Annotated in this window: 17 protein-coding genes and 1 other RNA gene; 6 read left to right on the top strand and 12 right to left on the bottom strand. The window is 64.7% G+C overall.

The window, feature by feature from the left end; all coding sequences use genetic code 11:
* Positions 1-42 precede the first annotated feature (42 nt).
* Together OEW28_RS05650 and mgtE are read right to left on the bottom strand one after the other, a co-directional pair.
* The gene (locus tag OEW28_RS05650; RefSeq protein WP_263733727.1) at positions 43-597 is read right to left on the bottom strand and encodes a 5-formyltetrahydrofolate cyclo-ligase; all 555 of its coding nucleotides are present in this window, start codon (positions 595-597) and stop codon (positions 43-45) included.
* A complete protein-coding gene (gene mgtE, locus OEW28_RS05645) occupies positions 594-1,976 on the bottom strand; it encodes a magnesium transporter (protein ID WP_263733726.1) in 1,383 nt (460 codons plus the stop codon). The genes OEW28_RS05650 and mgtE overlap by 4 nt, the downstream gene beginning before the upstream one ends.
* Before the next feature lie 150 nt (positions 1,977-2,126).
* On the opposite strand from mgtE, the gene guaD reads away from it, so the two are divergent.
* Positions 2,127-3,407, top strand: a complete 1,281-nt coding sequence (gene guaD / locus OEW28_RS05640) for a guanine deaminase (protein WP_263733725.1) — start codon at positions 2,127-2,129, stop codon at positions 3,405-3,407.
* 143 nt (positions 3,408-3,550) lie between these two features.
* Here guaD and OEW28_RS05635 read toward each other — a convergent pair whose 3' ends face one another.
* From OEW28_RS05635 to OEW28_RS05625, 3 genes are all read right to left on the bottom strand, one after another.
* Positions 3,551-4,888 carry an 8-oxoguanine deaminase gene (locus OEW28_RS05635; RefSeq protein WP_263733724.1) on the bottom strand — a complete coding sequence of 446 codons (1,338 nt, stop codon included), beginning with the start codon at positions 4,886-4,888 and terminating at the stop codon, positions 3,551-3,553.
* Positions 4,889-5,036: 148 nt separating this feature from the next.
* Positions 5,037-5,843, bottom strand: a complete 807-nt coding sequence (locus OEW28_RS05630) for an inositol monophosphatase family protein (protein ID WP_263733723.1) — start codon at positions 5,841-5,843, stop codon at positions 5,037-5,039.
* A gap of 59 nt (positions 5,844-5,902) precedes the next feature.
* Complete coding sequence (locus OEW28_RS05625) at positions 5,903-6,265, bottom strand: helix-turn-helix domain-containing protein (protein ID WP_263733722.1); 363 nt, start codon at positions 6,263-6,265, stop codon at positions 5,903-5,905.
* Between the two features lie 342 nt (positions 6,266-6,607).
* On the opposite strand from OEW28_RS05625, the gene OEW28_RS05620 reads away from it, so the two are divergent.
* Positions 6,608-7,573, top strand: a complete 966-nt coding sequence (locus tag OEW28_RS05620) for an NADPH:quinone oxidoreductase family protein (RefSeq protein WP_263733721.1) — start codon at positions 6,608-6,610, stop codon at positions 7,571-7,573.
* Here the strand turns inward: OEW28_RS05620 and OEW28_RS05615 are convergent.
* Positions 7,555-8,412, bottom strand: a complete 858-nt coding sequence (locus OEW28_RS05615; RefSeq protein ID WP_263733720.1) for a LysR family transcriptional regulator — start codon at positions 8,410-8,412, stop codon at positions 7,555-7,557. The genes OEW28_RS05620 and OEW28_RS05615 overlap by 19 nt on opposite strands.
* A 119-nt stretch (positions 8,413-8,531) precedes the next feature.
* On the opposite strand from OEW28_RS05615, the gene OEW28_RS05610 reads away from it, so the two are divergent.
* On the top strand, positions 8,532-8,741 hold the full coding sequence (locus OEW28_RS05610) for a DUF1127 domain-containing protein (protein ID WP_263733719.1): 210 nt from the start codon (positions 8,532-8,534) through the stop codon (positions 8,739-8,741).
* Between the two features lie 113 nt (positions 8,742-8,854).
* Entirely contained in the window at positions 8,855-9,634 is a 780-nt protein-coding gene (locus OEW28_RS05605) for a Bax inhibitor-1/YccA family protein (RefSeq protein ID WP_263733718.1), read from the top strand.
* 151 nt (positions 9,635-9,785) lie between these two features.
* Here the strand turns inward: OEW28_RS05605 and rpmG are convergent, their stop codons facing one another.
* The 6 genes from rpmG to gatC form a co-directional block, all read right to left on the bottom strand.
* Positions 9,786-9,953 (bottom strand): 50S ribosomal protein L33, encoded by a 168-nt coding sequence (gene rpmG, locus OEW28_RS05600; RefSeq protein ID WP_017928995.1) that lies wholly within the window; start codon positions 9,951-9,953, stop codon positions 9,786-9,788.
* Between the two features lie 159 nt (positions 9,954-10,112).
* Positions 10,113-10,510, bottom strand: an RNA gene (gene rnpB / locus OEW28_RS05595) — RNase P RNA component class A.
* An 11-nt stretch (positions 10,511-10,521) separates the two neighbouring features.
* Positions 10,522-11,202: an N-acetylmuramoyl-L-alanine amidase gene (locus tag OEW28_RS05590; protein WP_263733717.1), complete on the bottom strand. Its 681-nt coding sequence runs from the start codon at positions 11,200-11,202 to the stop codon at positions 10,522-10,524.
* 2 nt (positions 11,203-11,204) lie between these two features.
* Positions 11,205-11,768, bottom strand: coding sequence for a hypothetical protein (locus tag OEW28_RS05585; protein WP_263733716.1), 564 nt, complete (start codon positions 11,766-11,768; stop codon positions 11,205-11,207).
* Between the two features lie 32 nt (positions 11,769-11,800).
* Positions 11,801-13,288, bottom strand: a complete 1,488-nt coding sequence (gene gatA, locus OEW28_RS05580; RefSeq protein WP_263733715.1) for an Asp-tRNA(Asn)/Glu-tRNA(Gln) amidotransferase subunit GatA — start codon at positions 13,286-13,288, stop codon at positions 11,801-11,803.
* Positions 13,285-13,572, bottom strand: a complete 288-nt coding sequence (gene gatC / locus OEW28_RS05575; protein WP_263733714.1) for an Asp-tRNA(Asn)/Glu-tRNA(Gln) amidotransferase subunit GatC — start codon at positions 13,570-13,572, stop codon at positions 13,285-13,287. The genes gatA and gatC overlap by 4 nt, the downstream gene beginning before the upstream one ends.
* A 150-nt stretch (positions 13,573-13,722) precedes the next feature.
* Here gatC and OEW28_RS05570 point away from each other — a divergent pair, with 150 nt between their 5' ends.
* Together OEW28_RS05570 and OEW28_RS05565 are read left to right on the top strand one after the other, a co-directional pair.
* Positions 13,723-14,793, top strand: a complete 1,071-nt coding sequence (locus OEW28_RS05570; protein WP_263733713.1) for an acyltransferase family protein — start codon at positions 13,723-13,725, stop codon at positions 14,791-14,793.
* Positions 14,794-14,873: 80 nt separating this feature from the next.
* Entirely contained in the window at positions 14,874-15,566 is a 693-nt protein-coding gene (locus tag OEW28_RS05565) for a metal-dependent hydrolase (protein WP_263733712.1), read from the top strand.
* The last annotated feature ends 4 nt before the right edge of the window (positions 15,567-15,570 follow it).

Genomic DNA, 15,570 nt, shown 5'->3' with positions numbered 1-15,570 from the left:
GACGGAAGGGCAAGCGCGCACCTGATCCCGCAAGCCAAGAGATCAGCGCGAAGGAACGAAAACCTCGGACTCGGTCACGATCAGATCAAGCGGCTGGTCGGTGGCTTCGATCGGAACCTCGTCAACCTCCTGCGCCGCGAAGGCGAAACCGATCGCCGTGACCGGCCCCTTGGCGCGCAGCCCTTCCAGAGTCCGATCATAGAAGCCCCCGCCGTATCCCAGGCGGAATCCGCGCCGATCAAAGGACAGGAGCGGAACGATCAGGACCTCTGGCTCGACCCAGTCGCCCGTCTCGGGGATGAAGGCGCCGAACTCACCGGCGACCATGTTCGCGTGCGGATGCCACTGGCGGAACTTCAGGGGCCGACCGGCGCCCAGAATCACCGGCACACCCACGGGACCGCGATGCGCCGCCATGGAGGGCATGCAGTCGATTTCGGTCCGCATCGGCATGTAACCCGCCAGGGTCTTGCCGACATGTTCGGCAAGCACGCCGGTCAGCCGGTCTCCGTCGTCGGGCGACCGCGCAGCGAAGGCCGCCTTGCGGCGCGCAAAGGCTTCTGCCCGCGCCTCGCGCTTGATTTCAGTCAAAGTCACAGTAGCACCACCGCCGCCAGTCCGAGGAAGGCAAAGAACCCCACCACATCGGTCACCGTCGTCACGAAGGCGCCGGAGGCGAGCGCGGGGTCCACACCGATCTTCTCCAAGGTGACCGGAACCAGGATTCCGGCTAGCCCGGCAACGACCAAATTGACGACCATTGCGGCGGCCAGCACCGCGCCGATCCCGGCCGAGCCGAACCAGAACCAGCCAACAGCGCCCATCGCCGCCGCGAAGACGACGCCGTTGACCGCGCCGACCATCGCCTCGCGCCGGACGATCCGCCAAACGTTGGACCCGGTCAGGTCGCGCGTCGCGATCGCCCTCACCGCGACGGTCAGCGACTGGGTGCCGGCATTTCCGCCCATCGACGCGACGATCGGCATCAGTACGGCCAGCGCCACGATGCTGGCGATCACACCCTCGAACTGCGCGATGACGATCGAAGCGAGGATCGCGGTGATCAGGTTGACGCCGAGCCAGGGCAGGCGTTGCTTGGTCGTCTCGAAAACGCTGTCCGACAGCGAGCCTTCGCCGACACCGGCCAGGCGCAGGATGTCCTCCTCGTGTTCCTCGTCCAGGACCGCCATCGCGTCGTCGATGGTGATGACGCCGACAAGGCGCCCGTCGCCATCCACGACCGGGGCGGAGATCAGGTGGTACTGGTTGAAGGCATAGGCGACGTCGCCCTCCTCTTCCAGCACGTCCATGGTGCGGAAGCTGTCTTCCGCAAGCTCGAGCAGAGGCGTCGCGCGTTTCGAGGACAGGAGCTTGCCAAGCGTGACGTAACCCACCGGGTGCCAGCGCGGATCGATCAGGATGACGTGGTAGAACTGGTCGGGAAGTTCCTCGGCGTTGCGCAGGAAATCGATGGCGTCTCCGACCGTCCAGTGTTCCGGCGCGGTCACGACCTCGCGCTGCATCAGGCGGCCCGCGGAATATTCCGGATAGGTCAGCGACTGTTCGACGGCGGCGCGGTCGCTTTCCTCAAGCGCGCCCAGGATGCGTTCCTGCTGCGGCTCTTCCAGGTCTTCCAGAAGGTCGACGACGTCATCCGAGTCGAGTTCCCGGACAGCTTCGGTCAGGACCTCGGCCGGAAGCGCCTCGATCACTTCCTCTCGAATCGACTCGCTGAGTTCCGACAGGATCTCGCCGTCGATCCCCCGCGACCAAAGCGACAGCAGCGCGGCGCGTTCGTGGTACCCGATCTGTTCGAAAAGGTCGGCGATGTCGGCCGCATGAAGCGGCTCCATCAACGCGTCGATCCGGGCGGCGTCGCCGGCCTCTACCGCGTCAAGGATCGCGCTGACGACCTTGTAGTCCAGCGCATACTCATCCTCGTCGCGGTCAAGCTCGGTTTCTTGCGCGTCCGTCATTCAACTCCCCTCGCGATTAGCGCGACATTATCGGAAGCACTTTCAAAGAAACAGGGGCAAAGGGCGGATTTCCCCGCATCCCGCCAAGGCTTAGACTGCGCCTGCGACAGATCGATGACATCGGCGACATGACGGGGGAACAGGCGCGACATGGCGGACCTACTTCTTGGCCAGACCCTTCGCTTCGAGGGGAGCCCGACACTCGAGGGGCCGGGGGCGGCCCGGCATTCCGCGCGCGGCGGCGTGCTGATCGAGGATGGACGCATCGCGGCAGTCGGCGAGGCCGACGATCTGCGCCTCGCCCATCCCGGGGCACGCGTGACCGACTACGGCGACGCGCTTATCTCGGCGGGCTTCATCGACGCCCACGCGCATTATCCGCAGACTGCAATGATCGCGAGCTGGGGCAAGCGGTTGATCGACTGGCTGAACAGCTACACCTTCCCCGAGGAGATGCGGTTTTCCGATCCGGACTACGCGGCAGAAATCGCCCGGACCTATTTCGACCTGACCATCTCGAACGGCACCACCACCGTCTGTTCCTACTGCACGATCCATCCCGCAAGTGTAGACGCCTTCTTTTCCGAGGCGCGGCAGCGCGGGGTTCGCGCCTATGCCGGCAAGACCTGCATGGACCGCAACGCCCCAGAGGGCCTGCGCGACACCGCCCGATCGGCCTATGACGACAGCAAGCGGTTGCGCGACCGCTGGCATGGGACGGATCGCCTGAGCTACGTCATCACCCCGCGCTTCTCCCCCACCTCGACCGAAGAGCAGCTTGAGGCCCTGGGCGCGCTCTGGGCGGAAAGCCCCGGGCTCCTGATGCAGACGCACCTGTCGGAACAGACGGACGAGGTTGCATGGGTCCGCTCGCTCTTCCCGTCCCTTCGCGACTATCTGGATACTTATGAACGCTTCGGACTGCTGGGTTCCGGCGGCCTCTACGGCCACGCGATCTATCTTGAGCCACGCGAACATGCACGGCTGAAGGAGGTGGACGCAAGCCTGATCCACTGCCCCACGTCCAACACCTTCATCGGTTCGGGCCTGTTCGACATGGACGGAATGACGCGCGCGGACTACCGCGTCGGGCTTGCGACCGACACCGGCGGCGGCTCCAGCTTTTCCATGCTGCGCACCATGGCCGCCGCCTACGAGATCGCGCAGCTGCGCCACCGCGCGCTGCATCCGTCCGAGCTCTGGTGGCTGGCGACGCAAGGATCGGCACGCGCGCTGCATGCCGAGGACCGCATCGGCAACCTCGCCCTCGGCCTGGAAGCCGATATCGTCGTGATCGATCTTGCTTCGACCCCGTCCATCGCGCAGCGCTCCGCCCGTGCCAGCGACATTTGGGAGGCGCTTTTTCCAACGATCATGATGGGCGACGACCGCGCGACCAAGGCCGTCTGGATCGGCGGCAAGCCGGTCTGAAGCCGCGGAGCGCCTCGGTCCGATCCTGGATCGCCCAGGATCGCCGCGATGGAATAGCGTTTCAGCTGTCCCATCCCGCCTCAGCCCACTTCTTCTTTTCTCAAGTATCCTCGGGGGGCGCGGGGGGCAGACAGCCCCCCCCCCTAGCCTGCCAGCCGCGCGGCCATGCGGTTCTGGAGCTCGATCACCCGTGGCAGATCGATTGTCGTGACCTGGCCGTCGCGCACGACCTCTCGCCCTTCGACGAACAGATCACGCACGCGGGTCGGTCCGCAAAGAACCAGCGCCGCGACGGGATCCCAGGACCCCGCGGCCTCGATCCCGGTCATGTCCCAGATGGCGATGTCCGCGCGCTTGCCTTCCTCAAGCGCGCCGCAGTCGGCCCGGCCAAGCACCTGCGCCCCGCCGAGGGTCGCGATCTCAAGCGTTTCTCGCGCACTCATCGCGTCCGCGCCACGCGCCACACGCTGAAGCAGCAGAGCCTGGCGCGCCTCGGCAATCAGGTTGCCCGCGTCGTTCGAGGCCGAGCCGTCCACGCCAAGTCCGACCTTGACGCCCCGGTCACGCATCGCCCGGACCGGTGCAATCCCCGATCCCAGGCGGCAGTTCGAACAGGGACAATGCGCGACGCCCGTGCCGCTGCGCGCAAAAAGGTCGATCTCCTGACCGTCGAGCTTGACGCAATGCGCGTGCCAGACATCGTCGCCGGTCCAGCCCAAGTCCTCGGCATACTGGCCGGGACGGCAGCCGAACTGCGCGAGCGAATAGGCTATATCCTCGTCGTTTTCCGCCAGGTGGGTGTGCAGCATCACCCCCTTGTCGCGTGCCAGAACCGCCGCATCGCGCATCAGGTTGCGGCTGACCGAAAAGGGCGAACATGGCGCCAGGCCCACGCGCACCATCGCGCCGTCGGCAGGATCGTGGAACGCGTCCACGACCCGCTCCATGTCCTTCAGGATCGCCTGTTCCTGCTCAACCAGCGCGTCCGGGGGCAGGCCGCCCGCGCTTTCCCCGATCGACATGGCGCCGCGCGTCGGATGGAAGCGCATCCCGATTTCCCGGGCCGCGTCTATCGTGTCCTCAAGCCGTGCCCCGTTCGGGTACAGATAAAGGTGATCCGAGGTCAGCGTGCATCCCGACAGCGCCAATTCGGCCAGACCGGCCAGTGCCGAGACGCGCATCTCTTCGGGGCCGAATTTCGACCAGATCGGGTAAAGCGTCTTGAGCCAGCCGAACAGCAAGGCATCCTGTCCGCCCGGCACGGCGCGGGTAAGCGTCTGGTAAAGATGGTGATGGGTGTTCACCAGGCCCGGCGTGACCACGGCCCCCCGCGCCTCGATCACCTGTCCTGTCGTGGTCAGGCCCTGCCCCACGGCTGCGATCACGCCATTTCGGACCAGCACATCGCCACCCGCTATTTCGCGACGCGTGGCGTCCATCGTGACCACGGCATCTGCGTTTCGGATCAGGAATTCTGACATGCGTTCCCCCTTGCCTCCCCTTCGGCGGATCGGGAACGGCCGGGCGACAGAAGGGGCAAGGGCTCGTCCCGGCGCGGCCAGACTAGTTCATCGCGCCGCGGGCGGCTATCCCGCAACGGCGCAAATACTTTCACCCAACTCAAGAAGATCAGCCGCCAAGCAGGCACAATGCCTCGGCATGGACGTCGGCGTTCGCGGCGGCGATGACCTGCCCGCCGGCGTGCGCGGACCCGCCCTGCCAGTTGGTGACGATCCCGCCGGCGGCTTCGATGACCGCGATCGGCGCCTGGATGTCATAGGCGGAAAGCCCCGCCTCGATCACCAGGTCGATCTGCCCTGCCGCAAGCAGGGCGTAGGCGTAGCAGTCCATGCCGTAGCGGGTCAGGCGCGACCGTGCCGCGACCCGGCGGAAGGCTTCGCCCTCAAGCGCGGTGCCGACCTCCGGGAAGGTGGTGAAAAGCACCGACTCGGCCAGGGGGCGCGCGGACCGGCACTGCAGGGCGCTTCGCCCCATGGGGCCCGCAACTTCGGCCAGGCCCAGGCCGCCGATGAACCGTTCCCCGATGTAGGGCTGGTCGATCACGCCCAGGATCGGCCCCGAAGCATCCGAGACCGCAATGAGGACGCCCCAGGTCGGTGTTCCGGACATGTAGGCACGGGTTCCGTCGATCGGATCAAGCACCCATGTCAGCCCCGATGTGCCCGCCGTGCGCCCGAACTCTTCGCCGAATATGGCGTCATCCTGCCGCATCTCGGCCAGGACCGCGCGCATCGCAAGTTCCGCCGCGCGGTCGGCCTGGGTCACCGGGTCGAAGCCTGACGCGCCCTTGCTTTCGATGGACAAGACCGGAGAGCGGAAATGTGTCAGCGTCTCTGCGCGCGCGACATCGGCCAGGCGATGCGCGACCGCGATCAGCGACAGGCGAACGTCGTCTGACAGGGACAGGGATTTCATGCGAACCTCGGCGTTGGCTGCGCCGGGCGTAGCCACCCCGCCGGGCAAGGTCAATGGGCCTAGGCGGCGTCCGAAAGGGCCTTGGCCAGATCGAACAGCCTGCGGCGCTGCGTTTCCGGTATGGCGTAATAGGACCGCACCAACAGCAGCGCCTCCTTGTCCGCCAGAATGTCGCCCTCAACGTCTTCCGCGGGCGCCACCTTGGAATCGAGTCCCTCGAAGAAGAAGCCGATCGGAACTGAAAGCGCCTCTGCGATATCCCAAAGACGGGATGCCGAAATGCGGTTCATGCCCGTTTCGTACTTCTGGATCTGCTGAAACTTGATGCCGACCTTTTCCGCAAGCTGCTGCTGCGTCATGCCAACCATCCAGCGGCGGTGCCGCACACGCTTTCCGACATGAATGTCAACGGGATGTTTCATCGTTATCTCCGTTCCCCCCACCTTGCACCGCATCAGACGGCATGCACATCACACAGAAACCAGAAAGTCGTTCGCCCGGAATTGGTTGGCAGCACGCGTGCCGGACAGGCCCGCTCTCTCCGCTGATTTTCAAAAGAAGTTTTCGGCTGCGCCAGGTCACGCGCAAAGCCAGCCGGGCTATCCAGAAACGAAATTAACCTACCAACATTTCCCGCGGAGGGAGAATAGCATTTTTCATCGCTGAAGGCAACGATCCGAACTGCAATGCCGTTTCCTTCAAAGGGTCGTCTCTTGCCTCGCTCCGATCCGCACGGCTAAGGTCCGCCAAACCCCGGAGACGACATGAAAAGTTTTCAGATCACCGCATTCGGCGCCGCCCCTGCACTCGTGGAGGCACCCGTTCCGGAACCCGGCAAGGGAGAGATTCGGATCAAGGTCGCGGCCTGCGGCCTCAACTTCGCCGACCTGCTCATGTCGGAGGGAACCTACCAGGACAGCCCCGCCCCCCCTTTCGCCTTGGGAATGGAGCTTTCCGGAACCGTCGACAAGTCGGGTCCTGACACCGTCGGCCCTTCGGCCGGTACGCGCGTCGCCGCCTTTTCCGGCTCTGGCGGGCTGGCCGAATATGTCTGCGTGCCGGTGTCATCATGCGTGACGCTGCCCGATGACCTGTCCTTCGAACACGCGGCGGGCTTTCTGGTCGCCTATGGCACCAGCCACCTCGCGCTCAGCCACCGGGCGCAGCTTTCCAATGGCGAAACCCTGCTTGTCCTGGGGGCCGCCGGAGGCGTCGGGCTGACCGCGGTCGAGATCGGAAAGCTGATGGGCGCGCGCGTCATCGCGGTGGCCCGCGGCGCGGAGAAGCTTGCGGTCGCTCGGGCCGCCGGCGCCGATCACCTGATAGATGCCGAGGCGGACCTCCGGGCCGAGGTCAAGGCGCTTGGCGGCGCCGATGTCGTGTATGATGCGGTCGGTGGCGACCTGTTTCAGGCGGCGATGCGCGCCACGCGGCCGGACGGGCGGCTGTTGGCGATCGGATTCGCGTCGGGCAAGGTTCCGCAGGTGGCAGCCAACCACCTGTTGGTCAAGAACCTTTCGGTGATCGGTTTCTACTGGGGCGGCTACCTGAAGTTTCGCCCTGACCTTCTGACCGCGTCGCTGGCGACGCTGCTAGACTGGTACGCGCAGGGCAAGCTTCACCCGCATGTCAGCCACGTTCTTCCGCTGGACCGGGCGGCTGAGGGTCTGGCGCTGTTGCGCGACCGGCGCTCGACCGGGAAGGTCGTCATTCAGATCACGCAGCAGTAGGCCAGGCGCAACTCGTCCTTCAGTGCCTCGATCACCGGCCCCTTCTGGGCGCGGGCGTCATAAAGACCGATGCGGACCGCGCCAAGCGATGGAAGCCCGTTGGCCTCTCCGACGTCGATGGTGCCTACGGGCAAGGCGCCGCGCATCCGCACCGACACGGCCAGGTCCGCTGCGACCATCGCCATGACAGCCTCGTTCGAACGGCCGCTGAAGCCCATCTCCCATGGGATGTCGGCTGCATCCAGCGCAGACTGTGCCAGCGTGCGGAAGCGGCAGATCTCTTCGAAACCCAGCCGCAGCGGCCGCTTCTGGGCGGCGACGCCGCCCTCGACACCGATCCAGACCAGATCCCGCGCCGCAAGCTCCTCGGCATCGGATCCGATCGCCTCTTCGGTGGTCAGCATCAGATCCAGTTCCCCCCGCGCGAAGGACTCGTGCATCAGATTGGTGAAGGAGGACAGAAGGTTGATCCGCACGCGCGGGTAGAGCGCCGCAAACCGGCCAAGGATGCGCGGGATCGCAGGATAGACGATGTCGTGCGGCACGCCGAGTCGAACTTCGCCCGCAAAGACATCGTCCGTAAGGCGGCTCAATGCCTCGTCGTTGAGCTCCAGCATCCGTTTGGCATAGCCCAGAAGCTGCTCGCCCTCGGGCGTCAGCGTCAGCTTGCGAGCGGCCCTGACGAAGAAGTCCCGCCCCATCGCCTGCTCCAGCCGCTTGATCTGCATCGAGACGGCGGATTGCGTCAGGTTCAACAGGCCCGCCGCGCGTGTAACGCCGCCGGTTTCGGCCACCGTGGCGAAGGCCCTGAGAGCTGTGAGATCAAGATTTCTAGGCATATCACGATCCGTGATGGATAAGGCAACCAACATTCATTTCCAATATCAATCACAATCAGGCATCAATATCAACATAGATCATCAATCAGATCGCAAATATCACGAAAGGGAATGAAGCTATGGACCGCTGCATCGACCACCCCGCCCGCGCCCGCCGCCGCTTCCGGTTTTTCCGCCGCCTGGGCCTGATGCTTGCCTTCGACCGCGACCGGCGCGCACTGTCGCGGCTTGAACCGAGGCTTTTAAGGGATATCGGCCTGACCGCTGATCAGGTCCGCGCCGAACTGGAGAAGCCCGTCTGGGACGTGCCGAAAAACTGGCTCAGGTAATTGCAGAACTGCGGTCGGAAAATCTTGAAATTAGCCCGCTGCTTCCCGATATTTTCCAGCAAGGTGCGGCCCCGCACGGGCCAACACCAAAGGAAACGCAGCAGGAGGCTTTGATGGCTCAATACGAAACGATCCGCGCAGGCCGGGCTGGCGCCCGTACGCTCGCGATCGATGAAGGGCTTCGCGCCCATATGAACAAGGTCTACGGCCTTATGTCCGTAGGCATGGTGCTGACCGCCGCCGCGGCCTGGGCCATCGGCGGTCTGACCGTGACCACCGACCCCACCAACGCGGTGGCGCAGATCGGGGCATCCCGTTATCTGACCGAACTCGGCGCGATGCTGTACACCTCGCCGCTCAAGTGGCTCGTGATGTTCCTGCCGCTGATCATGGTGTTTGCCTTCGGTGCGATGATCAACCGCATCTCGTCGGCGGGCGCGCAGCTGTTCTTCTACACCTTCGCCGCAGCCATGGGCGTCTCGATCAGCTGGATCTTTGCCGTCTACACAGGATTCTCGATCGTCCAGACCTTCCTCGTGACCGCCATCGCCTTCGCGGGGCTGTCGCTTTGGGGCTACACGACGAAGAAGGACATCTCGGGTTGGGGATCGTTCCTGATCATGGGCGTGATCGGCCTGATCGTCGCCTCGATCGTGAACATCTTCCTTGCCTCGACGGCGATGCAGTTCGCGATCTCGGCCATCGGCCTTCTGATCTTCGCGGGCCTGACCGCCTACGACACCCAAAGGATCAAGAACACCTACCTGGAGCACGCCCACCACGGCGATGCGGAATGGCTGGCGAAGTCCGCGATCATGGGGGCGCTGAACCTCTACCTCGACTTCATCAACATGTTCATGTTCCTGCTGCAGTTCCTCGGCAACCGCGAGTGATCTGAACGGGCGGACGAAACAACGAAGGGCCGGGGTTTCCCGGCCCTTTTCTTTTGCGGTGACAGGCTTCGGTCCCGCGCCCCGTGAAGTGAGGCCAAAGAAAAAGCCGCGCTTTTGGCGCGGCCTTGCTGTCCCATCGGATCGGCAGATCTTACTTGATCTTGCCTTCCTTGTATTCGACATGCTCACGCTTGACCGGGTCGTACTTACGCACGACCATCTTTTCGGTCATGGTGCGGGCATTCTTCTTGGTCACATAGAAGTGCCCGGTGCCCGCCGTCGAGTTCAGACGGATCTTGATCGTCGTCGGCTTCGCCATTGTCGTTCTCCTGCTTCGGACATCGCCCGAACGGCGCAGCCCGCAAATCTCTTGAAGCCCGCCTTTTACGGATGGCAGCGGCAGAGTCAACAGACAAAGCGCGGGAAAGGCGACGCTTTGAAGGCTTCCGTGGCCGCGCTCCTTAACCGAAGGGCAGAAATGCGCGGAGAACCTGTAAGCCGGATTCTGTCCAAGGGGCGAACCCCTCTGGATGACCATTCCTCTCGGCCCGCCGTTACCGGCGCGCTCAAGCTGCCAACCCGGGCCTCTCGGGCTGAAGCGTCCCTGCGGGCGGTCTCCGTTGCCGGACCGGCCCCCGCGCGAGGCCCCTATTTGGCATTGCTCCCGGTGGGGCTTGCCGTGCCGTCCCTGTTGCCAGGTCCGCGGTGGGCTCTTACCCCACCGTTTCACCCTTACCCGCGCGGACGCGGGCGGTCTGTTCTCTGTGGCGCTTTCCCTCGGGTTTCCCCGGCCGGGCGTTACCCGGCACCGTTGCCTCATGGAGTCCGGACTTTCCTCGTGGGGCTTGCGCCCCCCGCGGTCATCCAGTTCTCCGCGCAGGGATCAGTTAGGCCTGCCGGCCCGCGCCGTCAACGGGAAAGCGGGCCGCGAGATCGGCCATCTGCGCGCGATCCTCACTCGTCTCGGGGCCTGCCGCCCAGGGACGGAACCGCAGGCGAAAGGACGTCAGGATCGCCTGCCCCTCCGCGTCCGGGTAGCCGAAGGCGCGGGCCGAGGTCATGAACTCGGGGGAATCATTCGCTGCGTTTACGCGCGCATCGGGCCAGACGGACAGCCCCTGTCGCGCCAGCCTGCGCCAATCGAAACGTGCGCCGGGGTCCCCCTTGCGCTCGGGCGCCATGTCGGAATGCCCGATCACGCGTTCTGGCGGGATCCCCCAGCGTTCCATGATCCCGGCCAGAAGACACTCCAATGCCGTCATTTGCGGTTCGGGGAACGGCGCGTCGCCGGGATTGGCAAGCTCGATTCCAATCGAGCGGGAATTGACATCCGTCACCGCGCCCCAGCCCCCTGCGCCGGCGTGCCAGGCGCGGCTGTCCTCATCCACCAACTGCTCGACGGTGCCGTCAGCGCCGATCAGCCAGTGCGCGGACACCTCTGTCGACGGATCGCACAGGCGGTCGCGCGCCTCTTCGAGCGTGGCCATGGCGGTGTAGTGCAGGACAATCAGGTCAGGCTTGGCGCCACCGCGGCGTTCGCCGAAGTTCGGAGAGGCAAGCCCAGCCACCGTCAGCCGCGCACCTTCTGGAACGGCGTCGGATCCCAGGTGCAGGCGAACCCGTCGCCATCGGGATCCAGGTTCTTGCGATCGCGATCCGGCCCGCCAGCCTTGAGAAACGCGATCTGCGCATCCTCGGGCGACTGGTAGCGGGCACAGGCGCGCTCATGGTTCGAAAGCGCCAGCCCGCCGCGCTTGTAATAGGTCTGGCCAAGGCGGTTCGGGGCGTTAAGCGCATAGGAAATCAGGTTGGGCGCCGAGGTTTCGGTACGCTCGGGCAGCGCAGTCGGGGCGATCTGCTGATACTGCGCGCGGTTCTGAGCGATCCGTTCCTTGTCGCTTTCGATCGTCTCGCGCGAGGAGACGGCAGAAAAGTCCTGCTCGTCCGAAATGCCGACGTGGGCGGCCTCCGGCTCGGTCGCAGCGGCAACGGCGGCGTCGGTCGCGCTGGCACCGGGGGCAAGGCCGGCCTGATAGTTGCGCTGGTAATCCGCATAGCTGCCGCGCCCGGTCGCATCCGGCGAAGCGCAGGCGCCAAGCAGAGACAAGGCGACGATGGCGATGGGTAGACGCATTCTGTTCCCCGAGATGCTGGTTTGCAGCGCGATTACCACCATTTACGCGGCTTGGAAACAAAGCCTGCGGCCTGCTCCAGCGCATAGGCGTGATTCAGCAGATCGCCTTCTTCCCAAGGGCGACCGATCAGCTGAAGGCCCAGCGGCAGCCCCTGCGCGTTCAGCCCGACCGGCACCGCCACGCCCGGCAGGCCTGCCAGGTTCAGGGTCACGGTGAACACGTCATTCAGGTACATGGCCACCGGATCGCTCTCGGCGACCTCGCCCAAGCCGAACGCCGCCGACGGCGAAATCGGCGCCAGGATCGCGTCGATGCCCTCGGCAAACACGTTCTCGAAGTCGCGCTTGATCAGCGCGCGGACCTTGCGGGCACGGTTGTAGTAGGCATCGTAGAACCCGGCAGACAGGACGTAGGTGCCGATCATGACCCTGCGCTGAACTTCGTAGCCGAAGCCCTCGGCGCGGGTCTTTTCGTACATCTCGGTGATGCCGTCGCCCTGACCGAGCTTTGCCCGGTGGCCATAGCGCACCCCGTCGTATCGGGCGAGGTTCGACGAAGCCTCGGCCGGCGCCACCACGTAATAGGCCGGCAGCGCGTATTTCGTATGGGGGAGCGAGATGTCGACGATCTGCGCGCCCGCGTCCTTGAGCATCGCCGTACCCTGATCCCAGATCGCGGCGATTTCCGAGGGCAGCCCCTCGATCCGATATTCGCGGGGAATGCCGATCTTCTTGCCCCGGATGTCACCGGTCAGCATCGCCTCGAAATCCGGAACGGGAATGTCGGCGCTGGTCGAATCTTTCGGATCGTGGCCCGCCATGGCGCCCAGCATGATCGCGGCGTCCCGGACCGATTTCGTCATCGGCCCCGCCTGGTCAAGCGAGGAGGCATAGGCGATCACGCCCCAGCGCGAGCAGCGCCCATAGGTCGGCTTGATGCCGACGGTGCCCGTAAAGGCAGCCGGCTGGCGGATCGAGCCGCCGGTGTCCGTGCCGGTCGCGGCCAGGCACAGATCCGCTGCGACCGCCGCCGCCGACCCGCCGGAGGATCCGCCCGGCGTCAGCGGGGTTTCGTCGCCCTCGCGCCGCCAGGGGTTCACCGCGCGCCCGTAGCAGGAGTGTTCGTTGGACGAGCCCATGGCGAATTCGTCCATGTTCAGCTTGCCCAGCATCACGGAACCTGCATCCGCCAGGTTCTGGGTGACGGTGGATTCATACTCGGGCCGGAATCCGCTGAGCACGTTCGACGCAGCCTGCGACAGCACGCCCTTGGTGCAATAGACGTCCTTGATCCCTACGGGAATGCCGCACATCGAGGGCGCATCACCCGACTGGATGCGCGCATCCGCCGCCCGCGCGCGCTCCAGCGCGATGTCAGGGGTCTTGTGGACGAAGGCGTTGAGCGGGTCAGAGGCGTCGATCGCGGTCAGGCAGGCCATCGTCAGGTCGACGGCGGTCGTCTCGCCCTTGCGCAGCAGGTCGCGGGCCTCGGCAATCGTCAGTTCGTTCAGCATCGTCATTCCACCACCTTCGGCACCGCAAAGAAGCCTTCGCGCGCATCGGGCGCGTTCGACAGGATCCGATCGGGAATACCCCCTTCGGTCACGACATCCTGTCGCCGCTTCAGGCGCATCGGCGTGACCGAGGTCATGGGCTCCACGCCCTCCACGTCAACCTCGTTCAACTGCTCCATGAAGTTCAGAACCGCGCTCAGCTCACCGGCGAGCGCAGGCAGATCCTCTTCCTTCACGGCGATCCGCGCCAGATGCGCTACCTTCCGCGCGGTGTCGATGTCGATGGACATGGGGGCACCTCTTTTCCTGCGTCCTGCCCCGCCCCTTTAGCCGCGCTCCCTTCGCGCTGCAAGCGACGCGCCACAATAGTGGGGTCCGATGCCCGCCACAGGCGTGCCGGCCGTGCCTTTCCAATCAAGTCGATTGCGGTACCATTCGGAATGGGAAAGCGAGCCCAAGGAGGGGATCTTGGTGTGAGAGGCAGACTGGAAGGAATACAGGCCCTTCGCGGCATCGCGGCGCTGCTGGTCGCAGGCTTCCACCTCGCCGTCGCCTCTCGGGACCAAGGATTCGATCCGGGACTGTTCACAGCCTTTTTCCACGGCGAAATCGGTGTCGATATATTCTTTGTTATCAGTGGCTTCATTATCTATCACGCCGCTGCGCCCAAGGCCGGACAGGGGGCAAGGAAATTCCTCCTGGCGCGATTCTGGCGGATCTTTCCGCCCTATTGGGCCATTCTGAGCCTCTACATCGCCGCGCGTGTCGTATTGGCTCTGGGCTCGGGCGACTTAGGCCGAATCCCGGAGGGGCAACAGGTCGTCATCTCCGCGCTCTTGTTGCCGCTTCCGGGGCAAATCGTTCCGATTGCGTGGACATTGTCGATCGAGATCGTCTTCTATGCGATATTCGCCGCGACATTCTTCAAGTTCGGCCCCCGGGCCCTCGTTGGGTCCTTGCTTGTCTGGGTCGGGGCCAGCCAGTTCTACACCCATAGCGCGACCGAACCGCAGCAATGGCTCAATCTTGTATTGTATTCCGGAAATGCCGAGTTCCTTTACGGCGTTGCGATCGCCATTGCCCATCGTCGAGGGCGACTACCACTTGCAGGCCCGGCGCTGGCGCTCGGACTGGCGTTGTGTATCGCGGTGCTGGCTGGCTGGCTGCCTTTCAGTTTCCCCTCTCGGGAAATCGCCGCGGGACTCCCCTCTGCACTTCTGGTGTATGGGGCAGTCGGGGTTCGCTTGAGGACCCCAAGGGCATTCCAGGTTCTCGGTGACGCATCCTACCTTCTCTACCTCGTCCACATCCTTGTCTACTCAGTCACCAGCAGGGTCTTCGAGGCGATCCTTGGCACCTACGCTTACACTTCACCCGCGATCATGCTGGCGATGCTTGCGGTCGCGGTGGCGGTTTCGATCGCGCTCAACCAGTTCGGAGAAATGCCTTACCAGCGATGGTACAAGCGCCGGTCCGCAGCCGCGCGCGGCGATATCACGGCCCAAATCTGAGCCAGCGGCCCTCGCGGAACGTTGCGCAGTGGGCCCGGCGCCCCTAGCCTTGAACCAGGCCGCAGGCAAAGGAGGAGTGAATGAAGATCACATGGCTGGGCCATTCCGGCTTCCGCATCGAGATCGAGGACGCCGTCATCCTTGTCGACCCCTGGCTGACTGGCAACCCAATGTTCCCCGCCGACAAGCGCGCAGAAGCGATCACCGGCGCAACGCATGTGCTGATCACGCACGGCCACGGCGATCACACCGGCGATGCCGTTTCCATCGCGCAGGAACTTTCGATCCCGGTCGTCGGCATCTACGACCTGATGAACTGGTGGGAAGGCAAGCACGGCATTTCCACCATAGGCTACAACAAGGGCGGGACAGCAGACCTGAACGGCGCCAACGTGACCATGGTCAACGCCTGCCATTCCTCATCCATCGGCGGCGAGGAGGGACCGATCTACGCGGGCCACGAATCCGGCTACATGATCGCGGGTGAGGGCCACACCATCTACGTTTCCGGTGACACCGACATAATGGCCGACATGGGCTGGATGGGCGAATACTACCGCCCAGACATCGGCATTCTGTGCGCCGGCGGGTTCTACACGATGGACATGAAGGCCGCCGCCTTCGCTGCCAAGAGGTTCTTCGACTTCAAGACTGTGATCCCCTGCCACTACCGCACCTTCCCCGCGCTTGAGCAAAGCGCGGAGACGCTGGCGGCAGGGCTTCCGGGGGTCGATGTGATCGAGCCCGACGTTCTGGTGCCGATCACGCTGTGACCGA

The sequence above is a fragment of the Albidovulum marisflavi genome (genome assembly GCF_025751435.1).
In the GTDB taxonomy this organism is placed as follows: domain Bacteria; phylum Pseudomonadota; class Alphaproteobacteria; order Rhodobacterales; family Rhodobacteraceae; genus Albidovulum; species Albidovulum marisflavi.
The sequence above is the reverse complement of the archived record's forward strand: the minus strand, read 5'-3'. Positions and strand labels throughout refer to the sequence as shown.